Consider the following 13,688-nt stretch of genomic DNA (forward strand, 5'->3'; position numbering starts at 1 on the left):
CATGCAGACCATCAGCGTCGAACTGATCGATGACATGATCAACGTCGTGAAAGCCGCAGAGATCGAGATCGGCGACTACTACCCGCCGACGATCATGTTTGAGGGCAAGCCCTACAGCTTTCATGGCCTGCGGCCGGAGGGCGGGGCGGAGATCGGGATTTACCGTGAAGCCGAAGCCGTCACTCTGGAGTGAGCCATCCGATGCCGAGCCGCGTGGGTAACCTCGCGGGAATGGCCGGACGCGACGTTTCGGGGAGCGCGCCCGGCCACACCATGCGTCCCATCGGGCGGAACGACGCTTGGCCGTCAAAGACTAGCACAGGCCCGATTGACGTCGAGATGCATTGACGAGGCCGTCACGGCTTAGGCGTCCCCTCTCAGCCTGCCCGCACCGCCGCCTTTCGGGGCGGCTTTTTTGTGCCTGCAACCCGGACATCGCCATGACCGATTTTAGGGGCTTCCGCGGCCGCGCGAAGCCGCTGGACGATATCGACCTGCCGCGCCTCGGCGCCCGAATCGGCGTCGGTGAGGATGAGCTTCACGCCTTCATGGAGGTGGAGACCTCCGGCAGCGGCTTCGATCCGCAGGGGCGACCGAAGATCCTGTTCGAGCCGCATGTCTTCTACCGCAACCTCTCCGGCGACAAGCGTGACAAGGCGGTGGCGGCCGGGCTCGCCTACAAGGTGTGGGGCACCAGGCCCTATGGCAAGGAGAGCGAGCAATATCCCAAGCTCGCCAGGGCGCTGGCGATCGACGAGACGGCGGCGCTGAAGGCCTGCTCCTGGGGGCTCGGGCAGATACTCGGCGAGAACTGCGCCATGGCCGGCTATGCGACGCCGCAGGCCATGGTGCTGGCCTTCATGGAGGATGAGGAGGCGCACCTCGAGGCGATCGTCGCCTTCCTGATCAAGTCCGGCATCGACGACGACCTGCGCCGGCACGACTGGGCGGCCGTGGCGCGGGTCTATAACGGCACCGGCTATGCGAAGAACAGATACGACACCCGCATGGCGGCGGCTTTCGCCAAGTGGGCGAGGATCCGCGACACGCCCTGGAGCCCCGACCAGCTGCAGCACGAGCCGCCGCCGGCCGCGCCGCCGCCCGTAGCGGCCAATCCTCCCATCCCCGTTTCCCCGCCGCCGGCCGCTGTGCCGGCGGTTTCCGTCTGGGCCGGCCTGTTCGCGGCGCTGGCCAGGCTGCTCAAGGGAGCCCGAGCATGAACGGCGCCGTTGCCCGCATCGTCCTGCGCTATCTCGCCGGCATGCTGCTCGCCCGCGGGCTGCTGTCGATCGACGACGTCTCGACGCTGACGTCCGATCCGGACGTCGCCATGCTGGTGGAGGCCGGAATCGGCGTTGCGCTCGGTGCGGCGATCGAGGGCTGGTACTGGCTGGCCAAGCGCTGGGGATGGCGGACATGAGCTGGCTCCTCTCGCTGCTGACGGGCGGTGTGATCAAGCAGTTCACCGGCCCGCTGCTCGACGCCTACAAGGCGCGCCTCGATGCCAAGAACGATCAGGACCGGGTCGCCGCCGAGCTCACCATCTCCAAGCTCGAGGCGGCGCGCGACATCGCGCTTGCCGAAGCGCAGGACCGCTGGTCGGCGGTGCGGGTCGGCCGCTGGCTCATCGTGGTGCCGTTCGGCCTGTGGTGGTCGGCGATCTACCTGGTGCAGATCGTCAATCCATGGTTCGGCCTAGCGCTGGTGGTGGTCGACGTGCCGGCGCATATCAACGATATGGCGACCATCCTCGTCCCGGCCATCGTGCTCGGCGACGCGGGGGCGCTGATCACCCGGCAGGTTGCCGGAAGGGGGCGCTGATGCTGGTCCGCTTCCTCAATTCCCACGCCGACCGCTCGATGGAATGGTTTTCGGCCGGGGTGATGCTGGTGTGGTGCATCGTCCTGACGCAGCCGGGCGATACGCTCGCGACCTCGCCCACCTTCTCCGAGTTCGTGCGCGCGGGCTTCAGCGAAACCCGGCTGGCGGCGGCGCTCGGCGTCATCGGCGCCGCCCGGGTCGTCGCCCTGATCATCAATGGCCGCTGGCCGCGCTCGCCGTTCTTCCGAATGGCGGGGGCGGGCGCCGGCTGCATCATCTGGGGGCAAATCGCCTGGCTGCAATATCTCGGCTCTACCGCCTCCGGCGCGGTCTCCACTGGTGTCGGCGTCTATGCGCTGCTCGCCCTCGCTGATTCCGCGAACGTGTATAGGGCGGCATTCGATGCTCGGTATCACCGTCGCTGACGCCGTGCTCGTCGGCACCCTCCTGATCTCCCTGCTCGCCGCCTGGCGCGGCTCCCGCGAAGGCGACAAGGCCAAGGCGACCCGGGCGCCGGCGCCCGAATATGCGATCATGGGCGCCACCATGGTCGACACCGACACTTTCCGCGACGTGGCGGCGGCGGTGCGCGAACTCACCGTCGTGCTGCGCGAGGGGATCGCGGCCCAGCATGACGCCGCGGAGGCCAAACTCACCGCGCTGATGGAGCAGATCCGTGACGCCCTGCGCGAGCCGCCCCCGCCGCCGCCGAGGCGGCGCAGCCCGAGGGGGCGCGGATGACGGACATCATCTCGCATGAATCCGCGCCGCCCGTCGTCGCCCGCGCCGGTCGGGTCGTGCTCTGCCATGGCGGCGGGCTGGACCTGACGCCGCAGCAGGCGGAGGCCCTCGCCTCTCAACTGATCATGAAAGCCTATGACGCACGCGCGATGCGCAAGCTGCGCGAGGCCGCGCCGCGCTCCATGCAGATCAGGGATTGAACGGGTCGGCCCTCAGCGTCGCACCACCGCCCCGTCGGCCTTCTTCGGAGGGCTGGCGGGGCTTTTTTCGTTTCAGGCCGGTCGCAGTGCGTCCACGATCTTCAGCAGATCGCTATGCCCCGCGACGATCACCACGCCGCCGTCCGTCGGTATGAAGTCGGCGGGGAAAGAGATGGACACCTGCGCCACCCGCTTTTTGACGTGACCGAGTTCGCCCGGGATGAACGCCGACCATCCGGTCCATGTGCGCATGTCGGGCGGCGGATTGCCCGGTGGCAGCATCCAGTTGCCGTCGATCCTGGTGATTTTCCGCCGAACGGGGGCATAGGGTTCCATGGCCGCCTTCTTCGGCGATTCCCTCGTCATGTGCCAGTCGGCTCGCTGCCGCCCCGCGACCTGGTGCCGGACGGATGGCCCCCGCCGCTCGACCATATGCCGATGTCCCGCCCGCCGCAGGCGCTGCATTTGAGGCGAGGACAGAGATGGATGCGCAGCGTGCTGTGATCGCGGCCGAGACGCTGCGCGAGCATGGCGAGGTCAAGCTCGGCGCTGTGACGGCAGCGCTCGTTGTGGCATGCGGCCCAAAGACTGAACCCGTCATCCAGCATGGCGCCGATGGTGGAGGCGTTGAAATCCGGCCTCTTCATTGGGGGCGTGCCTATCGTCTCAACCTTCGACATGGCGAACGAAAAGAGAACGTTCCATGTCGAGTGTCAAGCAGCTGGTATCGCGTCGCCCATTGTCGCGCCCGGCTCAACGACCACCACGGCGTCGTCCGGCAAGGATCTCTGCAGCGCCTTCGCCTCACCCCATGGCGCTCTCAGCCAAGCCTCTCGCTCCTCGGCCGTGGTGAGGATGACGGGCATGGCCTTCGCGTGAACCGCGCCGACGATGCCGTTCGGTTCGGTCGTCAGGAAGCCGTAGAGATCGGCGGTGACCTCCCCCTCCTTCAGTTTCCGAACCGACGTCCATGATGTCCATAGGCCGGCGAAGAAGGCGAGTGGCTCATCGGCCCGGAGGGCGAACCATTTCCATGTCTCCGGCCCGCGGGCACCCGCAGGCGGCTCGCTGAAGGCGGTGAAGGGGACAAGGCAGCGATGCTCGGGGCCGAGCCACCGTCGCCAGTGCGGCGAGTTCGTGTTGCGGATGTTGGTAACGCCCTTGTCCGTCTTCTTGCCAGCCAGAGCGAAGGCGGGCGACGGCATGCCCCAGCGGGCCATGACGATCTCGCACTCGCCGCTGCCAGCCTCGCGAACGATCGGCGCCGGATAGTCCGGGAAGATCGCCGGCATGGGCGGCAGGTTGCCGACGCCGTTACGCAGGGTGCCGACGAGGTCGGTGATCGCGTGCAGGTTCGAGTGGTGGCTGTAGAGATTGCACATGGCTCGGGACTTTCTCGGGACTATGTGTCTCAAACGACCGAAATCAAGCTGCAATGTGCCCTATCTGTTCCATCCAACGCGCCGAAGGAGATAAAATTTATGCTTGAAATATCAACATACTAGCTGGCGACCCCGCCTGGGCTCGAACCAGGGACCTGCCGCTTAGAAGGCGGCTGCTCTATCCAGCTGAGCTACGGGGCCGCAACGGGATGGCGCCGCGCCTGGACGCGGCCATCCCAGGCAATCGACCCGCACCGATCGGCGCGAGGCCTCAATGCGTCCACTGGCCGACGCGGCGGAAGCTGAAATTGTCGGAATAGGCCATCTTGCGGCGGGCCGGCTCCTTCGGCTCCTGCAGCTGGTAGGCGATGCCATGCCGCTCGGCATAGGCGACTGCCTCTTCCTTGCTGTCGAAGCCTAGGCGCAGCTGGCTCTTCATGTCGCCGGAGCTGGTATAGCCCATCAGCGGCTCGACCTGCCGCGGCTGCTCGGGCTCGTAATCCAGTACCCAGAGCTTCGTCTTGGCGGAGCCGGACTGCATGGCGTTCCGGCTCGGCTTATAGATGCGTGCGACCATCGACCTGCGCTCCCAACACAAGCGGGCCGGCTTCCCGCGACCCGGTTTCCACCAGCGGCAAAGGCGGCGAAGCACGGCGCGGGTTCGGTTTGGTCGGGGTAGCAGGATTCGAACCTGCGACCTGAAGTACCCAAAACTTCCGCGCTACCGGGCTGCGCTATACCCCGCCACTCGCAATCACTTGGCGCGCAAGGATTTCATCCGCGCGCACCAAGCTTCGACACATGAGGAAATGGCACAGATGCCGGTGCCAAGGCAAGGGCCGGAGCCCGAACGCAGGGCGCCGCGCGATGATTGTGCCCCGGTGAGGTGATTGTGGCGCGGTCGCCGGATACGCGCGATCAGAAGCACTGCGACGGCGACGCAACCCGGCCGCGAATTATACTGACGCAAGGTGTTCCGATAAGGCAACACAAGGCCACAAGCCCGTGACAAGGAATCAAAATTCGTTGACACACAAACACCGTTTCTCCACTTTGTGCCCATACGAAAGCAAGAGAAAAGTCACTTTTTAATAATAAAAATCGCTGCACGGTTCGACTGTGCGTCAACTGACGATGAAAAGACACCCATGGCTGTTCCGCGCAAAATAGCTCTTATTGTCCACAATCTCGACAATAGATCGGACTCAATTTCGGCCGATTGTCTTTTTCATCTTGATGTCTTCAAGGAAAAATCGTCGCACTCGCCGTCCGTCGCACTCTTCACCGCCACCGGAAGCGAAACCGACCTCGACTGCCGTCCGATAGAGGCGCTCGCGGATTTCGTCGGCGACGGTCGCGACTGCCTGGTCATCTACCATTGGTGCGACGGCTGGCCCCCCTTCGACGACACCTTCCTCGCCTTGCCGGCGCGCAAGGTGGTGCGCTGGCACAACAACACGCCGCCCTGGTTCTTCGCGCCCTATTCAATGGAAACCACCACCCGCACGGTGCGGGGTTTCACGCAGATCCGGCGCTTCGCCGCCCGCAACGACGTCGAGTTCTGGGTGAACTCACAGTTCTCGGCCGAACAGCTCGAGCGGCTGGGCGCCGATCCCGCGCGCCTGCGGGTCGTCTACCCGACCTCGCCCATCATGCGCATCGCGGCGATCGCGCCGGTGCCGGCCCGCCTCGAGCGCACCGCCTTTGCCGGCCATGCCGACACGATACGGCTGCTGTTCGTCGGGCGCTTCGTGCCGCATAAGGGCCACAAGCACCTCGTCGCCACCGCCGCCTGCCTGCGTCATCTCACCGGGCGCCGCGTCGAGCTGCACATTGCCGGGCATGTCGACACCGCCATGCAGCGCTATGCCGACGAGGTGAAAAGCCTGGCGGCCGAGCTCGGCGTCGATCTGATCGACCATGGAGCGGTCGAGCCGGCGGCCCTGGACGCGCTGTACCACCACTCGGACGTGTTCGTCGGCCTTTCCGAACATGAGGGCTTCGGCCTGCCGGTGCTGGAGGCGATGCGCTTCGGCCTGCCGGTCGTCGGGCTCGCCACCACCGCGGCGGGCGAGGTGCTTGCCGGCCATCCGCTGGCGGTCGCCATGCCGGACCATGTCGAGATCGCCCGGCGGGTGGCGATAGCGCTGCAGCCCTCCATACGCATCGCCATAGCGGGGTGGCAGACCCATCACCTGCTGCGGCGCTTCACCGGCGCGGTTGCGGAGGCGCAATTGCAGGCCGCGGCCATGAATGCCGCCAATGCGCCGCCTTCCATCCCAGCCGCAGCCGCTGCCGACAGCGGCCCGTGCGAACTCGTCGCCGCCACCCTGGCGGCACAGGACGTTCCTCCGCTGCCCGCCGAGCTGGCGCGGACACTGCGCACCATTCCGGCCGACACGCCCGGCCGGTTCGTGACGCTGCACGACCTCGAATCGTTCGACAACCTGCTGCGCCGCGTCGACCGCCTTGCGGAGGACGACCTCTATCGCAGCGTCTGGCGCCACGGCTTCCCGTCCAAGCACCGCCTCACCAGCCGCTTCCTGCGGATGATACGGCGCGCCATGCTCAGCCTCAATTTTGGTACGGTGGTCGCGATCGAGCGCTCGCGGCGGCAGACCGACGAACGGCTGGAGCGGCTGACCCGCGAGGTGGAGACGCTGCGCGCCCAGACCGCCCGCCTGCTCGACCGGATCGACGCGTCGGCCGCCGGGGCTGCGCCCGCCGGGCGGGCGGCCGTCGACTGGCCGCCCCTGCCGCGCGCCATTTCCGGCGAGCGCCCCGCCGTGCTGCAGGTCGTGCCGGCGGAATAGGCCGGCGCGTCGACTGCACGCGAAAATCAGTTCCCCGTGAAGAAGCGATGCTGCACGCGGTCGCCAACCGCAATCGCACGCGCCTTCGCCGTGCCGGCGGGCAGTTCCAGCACCGCCCGCACCGGCTCGCCTGATTCGATCGTCTGGGTGGAGAGCGGCGTGGTGTCGGCGGCGATGCGGGCGATCCGCCCATCGGCGCGGATGAACAGCATGTCGAGCGGGACATAGGTGTTCTTCATCCACATATAGACCGGCTGCGGCACCTTGAAATCGAACAGCATCCCCGCATTGGGCGCCAGTTCGGTGCGGTACATCAGGCCTTTGGCCCGCTCATCGGCAGTAATGGCGATCTCGACATCGAACACCACCGGGCCGGAGCGGGTTTCGATGGTCGCCTTCTCGAAGCTGGCGGCCCTCGACGCCGACGGCGCCAAAGCGAGCAGGACGAGGCACAGCGCCAGCAGCGAGGCCGGCAGGACAGGCAAGCGGAAGCGAGAGGTCATGAGGCTGCGGCGCGCGGCGCCTTCCCTTCTGGGGCGGAGGATCGGACGAGGGCACCAGCGCAACATGGCGCCGATATGACCGCTCACGGCGTCGCGGCGCCACATCCCCGGCGATATGAGGCGTTCAGTGCGATGACGGCGTCGAGGAGCCGTCCGGCCGGACCTCGGCGGCCATCAACCCTTTCGGCCCGGGCCCGAAACGCACCAGCAGCGCCTGCCCCGGCCGCAATTCGGTGAGGCCGTGCCGGCGCAGCGTTTCCATGTGCACGAAGATGTCCGGCGTGCCCTCCCCGCGGGTGAGGAAGCCGAATCCGCGCAGACGGTTGAACCATTTCACCCAGGCGCGCTCGAAACCGCTGGTGGGCTGCACCGCCACATGGGTGCGCGCCTGCGGCAGCTGCGAATGGTGCAGCGCGGTCGACTCGTCCATGGAAATGACGCGCAGCGCCTGGAAGCCGCGCTCGCGCGCCACTACGTCGCAGACCACGCGGGCGCCTTCCTGCGCTGTCTGGAAGCCGCCGCGGCGCAGGCAGGTGACATGCAGCAGCACATCGCTGCCGCCCTGGTCCGGCACGATGAAGCCATAACCCTTGGAGACGTCGAACCATTTGATGGTACCGGCGAGCTGGACAACGGCGCCATCCGCGCCCAGATGATCGTCGAGGTCGTCGCCCGGCTCGCCACGCGCGTTCAAGCCATAACGTGGCGAAGATCCGTCGGACACCATCGACCCACCCCACTTTCGGCAGCGCTGCGCCTGATCTTACCCAAGCGTCGGCTTGATTCTCGCAATGCTAAGCATAGCACCCGATTCTGCCACGAAAACACCCCAATTGATTCAAAATTACCAATATCGCCTATTGGAAACCTTCCAATACGTCGCCGATATCGGCATGAATCACGAGGTCGGCAAGCGAATCGAATTCCGTCGCCTCGCGATTGATAATCACCAGTGTCGCGCCATTTCTCTTGGCTTCCAAGGGAAATCCGGCCGCCGGATAGACGACCAGCGACGAACCGATCGCCAGGAACACGTCGCATCCCCGAGTGAACCGGCGCGCGCGCATCATCGCCTCGCCAGGCATCGGCTGGCCGAAGGAAATCGTCGCCGTCTTCACCGGTCCGTCGCATTCCTCACAGCCCGGCGCCCGGCCGCCCGCGGCGTCGAAACGCTCGCGCACCCAGGCGAGTTCGTGGCGGCGCCCGCAGCCGAGGCAGGTGGCATAGGTGCTGTTGCCGTGCAGTTCGACGAGCCGGTCCTCCCCGACGCCGGATACCTGGTGCAGCCCGTCTATGTTCTGGGTGACGATGGCGGCGAGGCGGCCGTCATGCAGCAGCCGCGCCAGGGCGCGATGTCCCCTTCCCGGCGCGGCGGTGCCGAAAGCCTGCTCCATCTCGAAGCGCCGGCGCCACGCCTCGTCCCGCATCTCCCGGCTCGACAGGAAGGTATCGAAATCGATCGGCCGGTTGCGGGTCCACAATCCGCCCGGCGAGCGAAAATCGGGAATGCCGCATTCGGTGGAGATTCCGGCGCCGGTAAAGGCGACGCCGGCGCGCATGCCGGCGACGATCGCGGCGAGCTCCGCCCGTGCACTCTTGATGTCGCCGTCGAGGACCATATGTTGCTGCCGCCTGTCCAGTCGTCCGGCGTCCGCGCCGAACCATCCGAGGAACCCATGAAATATCTTCACACCATGGTGCGCGTCACCGATCTCGATGCCTCGCTCGACTTCTATGTCAACAAGCTGGGCCTCGAAGAGGTCCGCCGCAAGGAGGTTCCGCAGGGCCGCTACACGCTGGTCTTCCTCGCCGCTCCCGGCCAGAATGGCGTCGCCGAGGTCGAGCTGACCTTTAACTGGGACCCGGAAGCCTATGGCGAAGGCCGCAATTTCGGCCATCTCGCCTATGAGGTCGACGACATCTATGCCACCTGCCAGAAGCTGATGGATGCCGGCGTCACCATCAACCGCCCGCCGCGCGACGGCTACATGGCGTTCATCCGCTCGCCGGACAACATCTCCATCGAGCTGCTGCAGAAGGGCGGCAAGCGCGAGCCGCAGGAGCCCTGGACCTCGATGCCGAACACCGGCAAATGGTGAGCGAAAGCTGGTGAGCGCAACCCGGTGATCGCCACCGACGTCGACGCGAGGGCGGGAGCGTTCCCCGCCCTCACCGCTGCGCGCTGCCGGCCCTGAAGCGGGCCACGACGGCGCGCAGCCGCGTCCTCGTCCGTTCCGCGAGGCGCCAGAGCGCGCTGGCGCGCAACATGTCCAGCATCGCCCCCCGCACCTTCAGCATCAGCCCGACGCCCCAGGCGAACCAGGGGAAGGTCATCAGCTTCGGCTTGCCGGCGCTGTAGATGCGCTCGACCACCACGAAGCTGACGAGATAGGCGACGCCGAGCGCCACGGTGCCGGAAACCACATGCCCGCGCGCCGCCCAGAGCACCGCCAGGAATTTCATCGGCTCGACGATGGCGAGCGGCACGGCGAGCAGGACCAGCGTCGCCCAGCGCCCATGGCCGGCCACCCAGCCCTCGAAACGCTGCACGAACCGCCAGCCTGCCACCACGCGGAGCAGCGGGCGATAGATCGGACGCGCCAGTTCGTCCACCAGGACGACAAGCGCCACAAGGGCTTCGAAGACGAGGCGCGGGATTGATCTGAACGGTTTCGGCATGGCTTGCGAGGAGTGAGTGAGCAGCCGCATCGCGGCGAGATTAAGCCCGACACGGCATCTGGCGCTATCGGCTTCGACCGACAGCGGGCCGACAGGCTGGCGCCCCTATAGCTCGGGGCGGGACGGCGTCCGCCGCTCCCGAGAAGACAGTCAAAGGATCTGCCGCATGCGTCAGTTGATCGCCGGCCTCGTCGCCGCCTCCATTCTCGCCCCCGTCGCCGCCCTCGCCGGTCCGGCCTGCACCGCCGAGGCCAAGGACAAGTGGATGTCCGAGGATGCCATGAAGGCGAAGATTGCCGAGATGGGCTATCAGAAGATCCGCACCTTCAAGGTGACGGGCAGCTGCTATGAAATCTACGGCTTCACCAAGGACGGCAAGAAGGCCGAGGTCTATTTCAATCCGGTAACCGGCGCCGTCGTGAAGTCGGAGATCGATTGACCATGAAGCCGGACCCCTTCCCGACCGACCTCGCTCCACCCAATGGCACGGGCGGGCAGCCTGCCTTCCGGCACGTCCCGCCGCGACAGGTCCCGGTATGGGACATCGTGGTCCGGCTCTTCCACTGGACGGTGGTGACGGGCTGCGTGCTCAACCTGTTCATCCTCGAAGACGGCAAGCTCGCCCATCGGTATGTCGGATACGCCATCGCCGCCGCCCTGGCGGTGCGGGTGACCTGGGGCTTCGTCGGAACCCGCCATGCGCGTTTCTCCGATTTCGTGCCCTCCCCGTCCCGGCTCAAGACCTATGTCGCGGCGCTGGTCCGGGGACGCGAGCCGCGCCTGCTCGGCCACAATCCGGCGGCGGCCGTGATGATGCTCACGCTGATGTTCCTGCTCGCCGCCACGACGCTCACGGGGTGGATGGCCACGCTCGACGCCTTCTGGGGCGACGACTGGCTGAAGGACGTGCATGGAGCCCTCGCCAACGGCATCATGATCCTCGCCCTGATCCACGCGGCGGCGGCACTGCTGGAAAGCTGGCGCCATCGCGAGAACCTGGTCTGGTCGATGGTGACGGGCCGGAAACGTGCTTGAATGGCCGTTCGTTCATCGGCGGGCATGAGACGGCGAGCATGAGGCTGCTTCTGGTCGAGGACAGCGCGCGACTGCGCGAACTGGTCGCGGAGACGGTTCGCGATGCCGGCTGGCGGCTCGATGCGGTCGGCAGCGTGCACGAGGCCGAGGGCGCGCTCGCAAGTGCCGCCTACGACCTCGTGCTGCTCGATCTCGGCCTTCCCGACGGCGACGGACTGGATGTCCTGCATAGTCTCCGTCGCCGTCGGGATGCTACGCCGGTGCTGGTGCTGACAGCGCGGGGGGCCGTGGACGAGCGCATCGCCGGCCTCGACGCCGGCGCCGACGACTACCTGACAAAGCCCTTCAACAATGGAGAGCTGCTCGCCCGAGCCCGCGCATTGCTGCGCCGCGCGCCGCTGGCGGTGCGGCCGGTGATCGAGGCGGGCGCGCTGCGCTTCGACGTCGCCGCGCTGGAATTGCGCTGCGGCGAGGATCCGATCGCACTGGCGCCGCGCGAGCGGGCGCTCGTCGAAATCCTCATGCGCAATCTCGGCCGGGTCACGCCGAAGCGGGTGCTGGAGGAGAAGCTCTCCGATTTCCAGGACGAGATCAGCACCAACGCCATCGAGCTCGTCATTTCCCGCCTGCGCCGCAAGCTCGCCGCGCATGCCACCGGGGTCTCGGTGGAGACGGTCCGCGGGGTCGGCTACTTCATGCGCGAAATTTCGCCATGAGGCGCGGCAATGCGCGACCACTGGTCTCCATCGTCGCCCGTCGCATCCTGCTGTTCGCCGTCCTCGCCATGCTGGCGCAGCTGGCGGCCGTGCTGGCGGAATATCTGCACGATCCGCAGAATCTCGCCCGGCTGCTGATGGAGCGGGAAGCCGCGGCGATCGCCGAGGGCCTCTCCATCCACGATACGCGGCTGCGCTTCGAATTGCCGCCCAGCCTTGCGGACCGCTACGGAAAGGACGGCACCGGCTATATCGCGCGGGTACGGACCCAGTCCGGCGTCATCCTGTTCTCGCACTGCGACGAATCCTGCATCGAGCATTTCCTGCCGCTCGAACTCCATCCGCCCACCTTCTGGCTGCGCGTCCAGACCCCAGGCCTGCCATTGTCCTTCGCCGGCGGCCGCACGGTGGAGATCGACGGACGCACCGTGTTCATCGAGGTGGCGATCAGCCGCGACCCGCATAACGCCGTCCTGTCGGTGCTGAGGGACGAGGCGATCGAGCACATGCTGGTGCCGATGAGCCTCTCGCTGCTTTTCGTGCTCGGGGCGACCATCCTGTCGATCCGCACCGCCCTGTCGCCGGTCGCCAAGGCCGCGACGGCCGCCGACCATCTCGACCCGATGGATTCGCAGGCGCGTCTCGACACCGCCGGCATGCCGCGCGAGATCGAGCAGCTGGCGCGGGCGGTGAACCGCTCCTATGTCCGCATCCGCGAGCTGGTCCAGTCGCAGAAGCTGTTCACCTCGGCGATCGCCCACGAGATCCGCACCCCGCTGGCGGTGCTGACCCTGGAACTGGAGCGCATCGATCATCCGCGTGCGCGCCGCGCCGTCGCCGAGGTGGAGGAACTGGCGCGCTTCGTCGAGCAGATCGTGGCGCTCGCCCGGCTGGAGGCGGTGGACGCCGCCGCGCTGGTGGAGATCGATCTCGACAGGCTTCTGGAGGAAGTCGTCGCGTCGCTGGCCGCCTGGGTCTATGAGCGCGGCGCCAGCATCGGCTTCGAACCCGGCGGCGCTCCGGCGATCCGTGGCCACCCGGCGCTGATCAAGGATGCGGTGCGCAACCTTATCGAGAACGCGGTGCGCCATGGCGGGCCGGGCATCGCCATTCTCGTCGCCTCGCATCCCGACGGCCGCGTGACCGTCGAAGATGACGGCGTCGGCCCCGGCGAGCCGGCGACGGTCGGCGCGACGCCCCGCTACAAGCGCTCGGGCGGGCTCGGCATCGGGCTGGAGATCGTCCGGCGCATCGCCGCCGTGCATGATGGCAGCTTCGTCCTCGGCAACCGCGCGCCCAGGGGCACCTGCGCCACATTGCGCCTCGCGCCGGCCGGCCTGCCGGCGGTTTGACGGGATTTCGCCGGGCCGGCACCACAAGAGATTGATCGAAATCCGACCAAGCATCTTCCAATTGCGCCCGAGCGGCTTATAGTCCCTGCCTCGCCATGGGCTGCCAAACTCGGCAGCAGGCAGATTGGAGATATTTTGCAGGTTCTCGTTCGCGACAACAATGTCGAACAGGCGATGCGCGTGCTGAAGAAGAAGATGCAGCGCGAAGGCATTTTCCGTGAAATGAAGGCGCGCCGCGCCTATGAGAAGCCTTCCGAGCGCAAGGCGCGCGAGCAGGCCGAGGCCGTTCGCCGCGCCCGCAAGGCGGCCCGCAAGCAGGCCGTGCGCGAAGGGCTGCTCGCCCCGCCGAAGAAGAAGCCGCTCGTCGCCCGCGGCGCGCCCCGGGCTGCCTCGGCCGTAGGCTGAAATAAAAAATCCGGCACCCTTGCGAAAAGCATGGGTCCTGG

At 67.0% G+C, this 13,688-nt stretch carries 22 protein-coding genes and 2 tRNA genes; 14 read left to right on the forward strand and 10 right to left on the reverse strand.

The window, feature by feature from the left end; all coding sequences use genetic code 11:
• Position 1: 1 nt before the first annotated feature.
• From AC1RU4_RS07410 to AC1RU4_RS07440, 7 genes are all read left to right on the forward strand, one after another.
• A complete protein-coding gene (locus AC1RU4_RS07410) occupies positions 2-193 on the forward strand; it encodes a hypothetical protein (RefSeq protein ID WP_492890411.1) in 192 nt (63 codons plus the stop codon).
• Between the two features lie 247 nt (positions 194-440).
• Complete coding sequence (locus AC1RU4_RS07415) at positions 441-1,220, forward strand: N-acetylmuramidase family protein (RefSeq protein ID WP_492890412.1); 780 nt, start codon at positions 441-443, stop codon at positions 1,218-1,220.
• The gene (locus tag AC1RU4_RS07420; RefSeq protein ID WP_492890414.1) at positions 1,217-1,420 is read left to right on the forward strand and encodes a hypothetical protein; all 204 of its coding nucleotides are present in this window, start codon (positions 1,217-1,219) and stop codon (positions 1,418-1,420) included. The genes AC1RU4_RS07415 and AC1RU4_RS07420 overlap by 4 nt, the downstream gene beginning before the upstream one ends.
• Complete coding sequence (locus AC1RU4_RS07425; protein WP_492890415.1) at positions 1,417-1,821, forward strand: hypothetical protein; 405 nt, start codon at positions 1,417-1,419, stop codon at positions 1,819-1,821. The genes AC1RU4_RS07420 and AC1RU4_RS07425 overlap by 4 nt, the downstream gene beginning before the upstream one ends.
• Positions 1,821-2,246 (forward strand): hypothetical protein, encoded by a 426-nt coding sequence (locus AC1RU4_RS07430; RefSeq protein ID WP_492890416.1) that lies wholly within the window; start codon positions 1,821-1,823, stop codon positions 2,244-2,246. The genes AC1RU4_RS07425 and AC1RU4_RS07430 overlap by 1 nt, the downstream gene beginning before the upstream one ends.
• The gene (locus tag AC1RU4_RS07435; RefSeq protein ID WP_492890417.1) at positions 2,224-2,562 is read left to right on the forward strand and encodes a hypothetical protein; all 339 of its coding nucleotides are present in this window, start codon (positions 2,224-2,226) and stop codon (positions 2,560-2,562) included. The genes AC1RU4_RS07430 and AC1RU4_RS07435 overlap by 23 nt, the downstream gene beginning before the upstream one ends.
• Positions 2,559-2,762: a hypothetical protein gene (locus AC1RU4_RS07440; RefSeq protein ID WP_492890418.1), complete on the forward strand. Its 204-nt coding sequence runs from the start codon at positions 2,559-2,561 to the stop codon at positions 2,760-2,762. Before AC1RU4_RS07435 ends, AC1RU4_RS07440 begins: the two co-directional genes overlap by 4 nt.
• A gap of 72 nt (positions 2,763-2,834) precedes the next feature.
• On the opposite strand, the gene AC1RU4_RS07445 is transcribed toward AC1RU4_RS07440, so the two are convergent.
• The 6 genes from AC1RU4_RS07445 to AC1RU4_RS07470 form a co-directional block, all read right to left on the reverse strand.
• Positions 2,835-3,098 (reverse strand): hypothetical protein, encoded by a 264-nt coding sequence (locus tag AC1RU4_RS07445; protein WP_492890419.1) that lies wholly within the window; start codon positions 3,096-3,098, stop codon positions 2,835-2,837.
• A gap of 26 nt (positions 3,099-3,124) precedes the next feature.
• Entirely contained in the window at positions 3,125-3,409 is a 285-nt protein-coding gene (locus AC1RU4_RS07450; protein WP_492890420.1) for a hypothetical protein, read from the reverse strand.
• Positions 3,410-3,475: 66 nt separating this feature from the next.
• The gene (locus tag AC1RU4_RS07455; protein ID WP_492890421.1) at positions 3,476-4,144 is read right to left on the reverse strand and encodes an SOS response-associated peptidase; all 669 of its coding nucleotides are present in this window, start codon (positions 4,142-4,144) and stop codon (positions 3,476-3,478) included.
• 124 nt (positions 4,145-4,268) lie between these two features.
• A tRNA-Arg gene (locus AC1RU4_RS07460) sits at positions 4,269-4,345 on the reverse strand.
• A gap of 70 nt (positions 4,346-4,415) precedes the next feature.
• Positions 4,416-4,721 (reverse strand): ETC complex I subunit, encoded by a 306-nt coding sequence (locus AC1RU4_RS07465; RefSeq protein WP_492890422.1) that lies wholly within the window; start codon positions 4,719-4,721, stop codon positions 4,416-4,418.
• Between the two features lie 90 nt (positions 4,722-4,811).
• A tRNA-Pro gene (locus AC1RU4_RS07470) sits at positions 4,812-4,888 on the reverse strand.
• A 404-nt stretch (positions 4,889-5,292) separates the two neighbouring features.
• Here AC1RU4_RS07470 and AC1RU4_RS07475 point away from each other — a divergent pair.
• Complete coding sequence (locus AC1RU4_RS07475) at positions 5,293-6,957, forward strand: glycosyltransferase family 4 protein (protein WP_492890423.1); 1,665 nt, start codon at positions 5,293-5,295, stop codon at positions 6,955-6,957.
• Between the two features lie 26 nt (positions 6,958-6,983).
• Here AC1RU4_RS07475 and AC1RU4_RS07480 read toward each other — a convergent pair whose 3' ends face one another.
• From AC1RU4_RS07480 to AC1RU4_RS07490, 3 genes are all read right to left on the reverse strand, one after another.
• The gene (locus AC1RU4_RS07480) at positions 6,984-7,460 is read right to left on the reverse strand and encodes a DUF192 domain-containing protein (protein WP_492890424.1); all 477 of its coding nucleotides are present in this window, start codon (positions 7,458-7,460) and stop codon (positions 6,984-6,986) included.
• A gap of 124 nt (positions 7,461-7,584) precedes the next feature.
• A complete protein-coding gene (locus tag AC1RU4_RS07485; RefSeq protein ID WP_492890425.1) occupies positions 7,585-8,187 on the reverse strand; it encodes a cold-shock protein in 603 nt (200 codons plus the stop codon).
• Between the two features lie 130 nt (positions 8,188-8,317).
• Positions 8,318-9,079 (reverse strand): SIR2 family NAD-dependent protein deacylase, encoded by a 762-nt coding sequence (locus AC1RU4_RS07490; protein WP_492890426.1) that lies wholly within the window; start codon positions 9,077-9,079, stop codon positions 8,318-8,320.
• Between the two features lie 57 nt (positions 9,080-9,136).
• On the opposite strand from AC1RU4_RS07490, the gene AC1RU4_RS07495 reads away from it, so the two are divergent.
• Entirely contained in the window at positions 9,137-9,559 is a 423-nt protein-coding gene (locus AC1RU4_RS07495) for a VOC family protein (RefSeq protein ID WP_492890427.1), read from the forward strand.
• A 70-nt stretch (positions 9,560-9,629) separates the two neighbouring features.
• Here the strand turns inward: AC1RU4_RS07495 and AC1RU4_RS07500 are convergent, their stop codons facing one another.
• Complete coding sequence (locus AC1RU4_RS07500) at positions 9,630-10,091, reverse strand: hypothetical protein (protein WP_492890428.1); 462 nt, start codon at positions 10,089-10,091, stop codon at positions 9,630-9,632.
• A 214-nt stretch (positions 10,092-10,305) separates the two neighbouring features.
• On the opposite strand from AC1RU4_RS07500, the gene AC1RU4_RS07505 reads away from it, so the two are divergent.
• From AC1RU4_RS07505 to rpsU, 5 genes are all read left to right on the forward strand, one after another.
• Positions 10,306-10,578 carry a PepSY domain-containing protein gene (locus AC1RU4_RS07505; protein ID WP_492890429.1) on the forward strand — a complete coding sequence of 91 codons (273 nt, stop codon included), beginning with the start codon at positions 10,306-10,308 and terminating at the stop codon, positions 10,576-10,578.
• Between the two features lie 2 nt (positions 10,579-10,580).
• The gene (locus AC1RU4_RS07510) at positions 10,581-11,174 is read left to right on the forward strand and encodes a cytochrome b/b6 domain-containing protein (RefSeq protein ID WP_492890430.1); all 594 of its coding nucleotides are present in this window, start codon (positions 10,581-10,583) and stop codon (positions 11,172-11,174) included.
• Between the two features lie 38 nt (positions 11,175-11,212).
• A complete protein-coding gene (locus AC1RU4_RS07515; protein WP_492890431.1) occupies positions 11,213-11,890 on the forward strand; it encodes a response regulator in 678 nt (225 codons plus the stop codon).
• Positions 11,887-13,242 (forward strand): sensor histidine kinase, encoded by a 1,356-nt coding sequence (locus AC1RU4_RS07520; protein WP_492890432.1) that lies wholly within the window; start codon positions 11,887-11,889, stop codon positions 13,240-13,242. The genes AC1RU4_RS07515 and AC1RU4_RS07520 overlap by 4 nt, the downstream gene beginning before the upstream one ends.
• A gap of 135 nt (positions 13,243-13,377) precedes the next feature.
• Positions 13,378-13,647, forward strand: a complete 270-nt coding sequence (gene rpsU / locus AC1RU4_RS07525) for a 30S ribosomal protein S21 (RefSeq protein ID WP_492890433.1) — start codon at positions 13,378-13,380, stop codon at positions 13,645-13,647.
• The last annotated feature ends 41 nt before the right edge of the window (positions 13,648-13,688 follow it).

This window comes from Ancylobacter sp. GW821-FHT10E12 (genome assembly GCF_058809335.1).

Excerpts from the sequence above, each read along its gene's own strand:
- AC1RU4_RS07450 (WP_492890420.1), bottom strand. The coding sequence starts at position 3,409 with ATGAAGAGGCCGGATTTCAACGCCTCCACCATCGGCGCCATGCTGGAT.
- AC1RU4_RS07410 (WP_492890411.1), top strand. The coding sequence starts at position 2 with ATGCAGACCATCAGCGTCGAACTGATCGATGACATGATCAACGTCGTG.
- AC1RU4_RS07435 (WP_492890417.1), top strand. The coding sequence starts at position 2,224 with ATGCTCGGTATCACCGTCGCTGACGCCGTGCTCGTCGGCACCCTCCTG.
- AC1RU4_RS07415 (WP_492890412.1), top strand. The coding sequence starts at position 441 with ATGACCGATTTTAGGGGCTTCCGCGGCCGCGCGAAGCCGCTGGACGAT.
- AC1RU4_RS07505 (WP_492890429.1), top strand. The coding sequence starts at position 10,306 with ATGCGTCAGTTGATCGCCGGCCTCGTCGCCGCCTCCATTCTCGCCCCC.
- AC1RU4_RS07440 (WP_492890418.1), top strand. The coding sequence starts at position 2,559 with ATGACGGACATCATCTCGCATGAATCCGCGCCGCCCGTCGTCGCCCGC.
- AC1RU4_RS07515 (WP_492890431.1), top strand. The coding sequence starts at position 11,213 with ATGAGGCTGCTTCTGGTCGAGGACAGCGCGCGACTGCGCGAACTGGTC.
- AC1RU4_RS07495 (WP_492890427.1), top strand. The coding sequence starts at position 9,137 with ATGAAATATCTTCACACCATGGTGCGCGTCACCGATCTCGATGCCTCG.
- AC1RU4_RS07425 (WP_492890415.1), top strand. The coding sequence starts at position 1,417 with ATGAGCTGGCTCCTCTCGCTGCTGACGGGCGGTGTGATCAAGCAGTTC.
- AC1RU4_RS07490 (WP_492890426.1), bottom strand. The coding sequence starts at position 9,079 with ATGGTCCTCGACGGCGACATCAAGAGTGCACGGGCGGAGCTCGCCGCG.
- AC1RU4_RS07455 (WP_492890421.1), bottom strand. The coding sequence starts at position 4,144 with ATGTGCAATCTCTACAGCCACCACTCGAACCTGCACGCGATCACCGAC.
- AC1RU4_RS07520 (WP_492890432.1), top strand. The coding sequence starts at position 11,887 with ATGAGGCGCGGCAATGCGCGACCACTGGTCTCCATCGTCGCCCGTCGC.
- AC1RU4_RS07475 (WP_492890423.1), top strand. The coding sequence starts at position 5,293 with ATGGCTGTTCCGCGCAAAATAGCTCTTATTGTCCACAATCTCGACAAT.
- AC1RU4_RS07430 (WP_492890416.1), top strand. The coding sequence starts at position 1,821 with ATGCTGGTCCGCTTCCTCAATTCCCACGCCGACCGCTCGATGGAATGG.
- AC1RU4_RS07420 (WP_492890414.1), top strand. The coding sequence starts at position 1,217 with ATGAACGGCGCCGTTGCCCGCATCGTCCTGCGCTATCTCGCCGGCATG.
- AC1RU4_RS07445 (WP_492890419.1), bottom strand. The coding sequence starts at position 3,098 with ATGGAACCCTATGCCCCCGTTCGGCGGAAAATCACCAGGATCGACGGC.
- AC1RU4_RS07485 (WP_492890425.1), bottom strand. The coding sequence starts at position 8,187 with ATGGTGTCCGACGGATCTTCGCCACGTTATGGCTTGAACGCGCGTGGC.
- AC1RU4_RS07465 (WP_492890422.1), bottom strand. The coding sequence starts at position 4,721 with ATGGTCGCACGCATCTATAAGCCGAGCCGGAACGCCATGCAGTCCGGC.
- AC1RU4_RS07510 (WP_492890430.1), top strand. The coding sequence starts at position 10,581 with ATGAAGCCGGACCCCTTCCCGACCGACCTCGCTCCACCCAATGGCACG.
- AC1RU4_RS07480 (WP_492890424.1), bottom strand. The coding sequence starts at position 7,460 with ATGACCTCTCGCTTCCGCTTGCCTGTCCTGCCGGCCTCGCTGCTGGCG.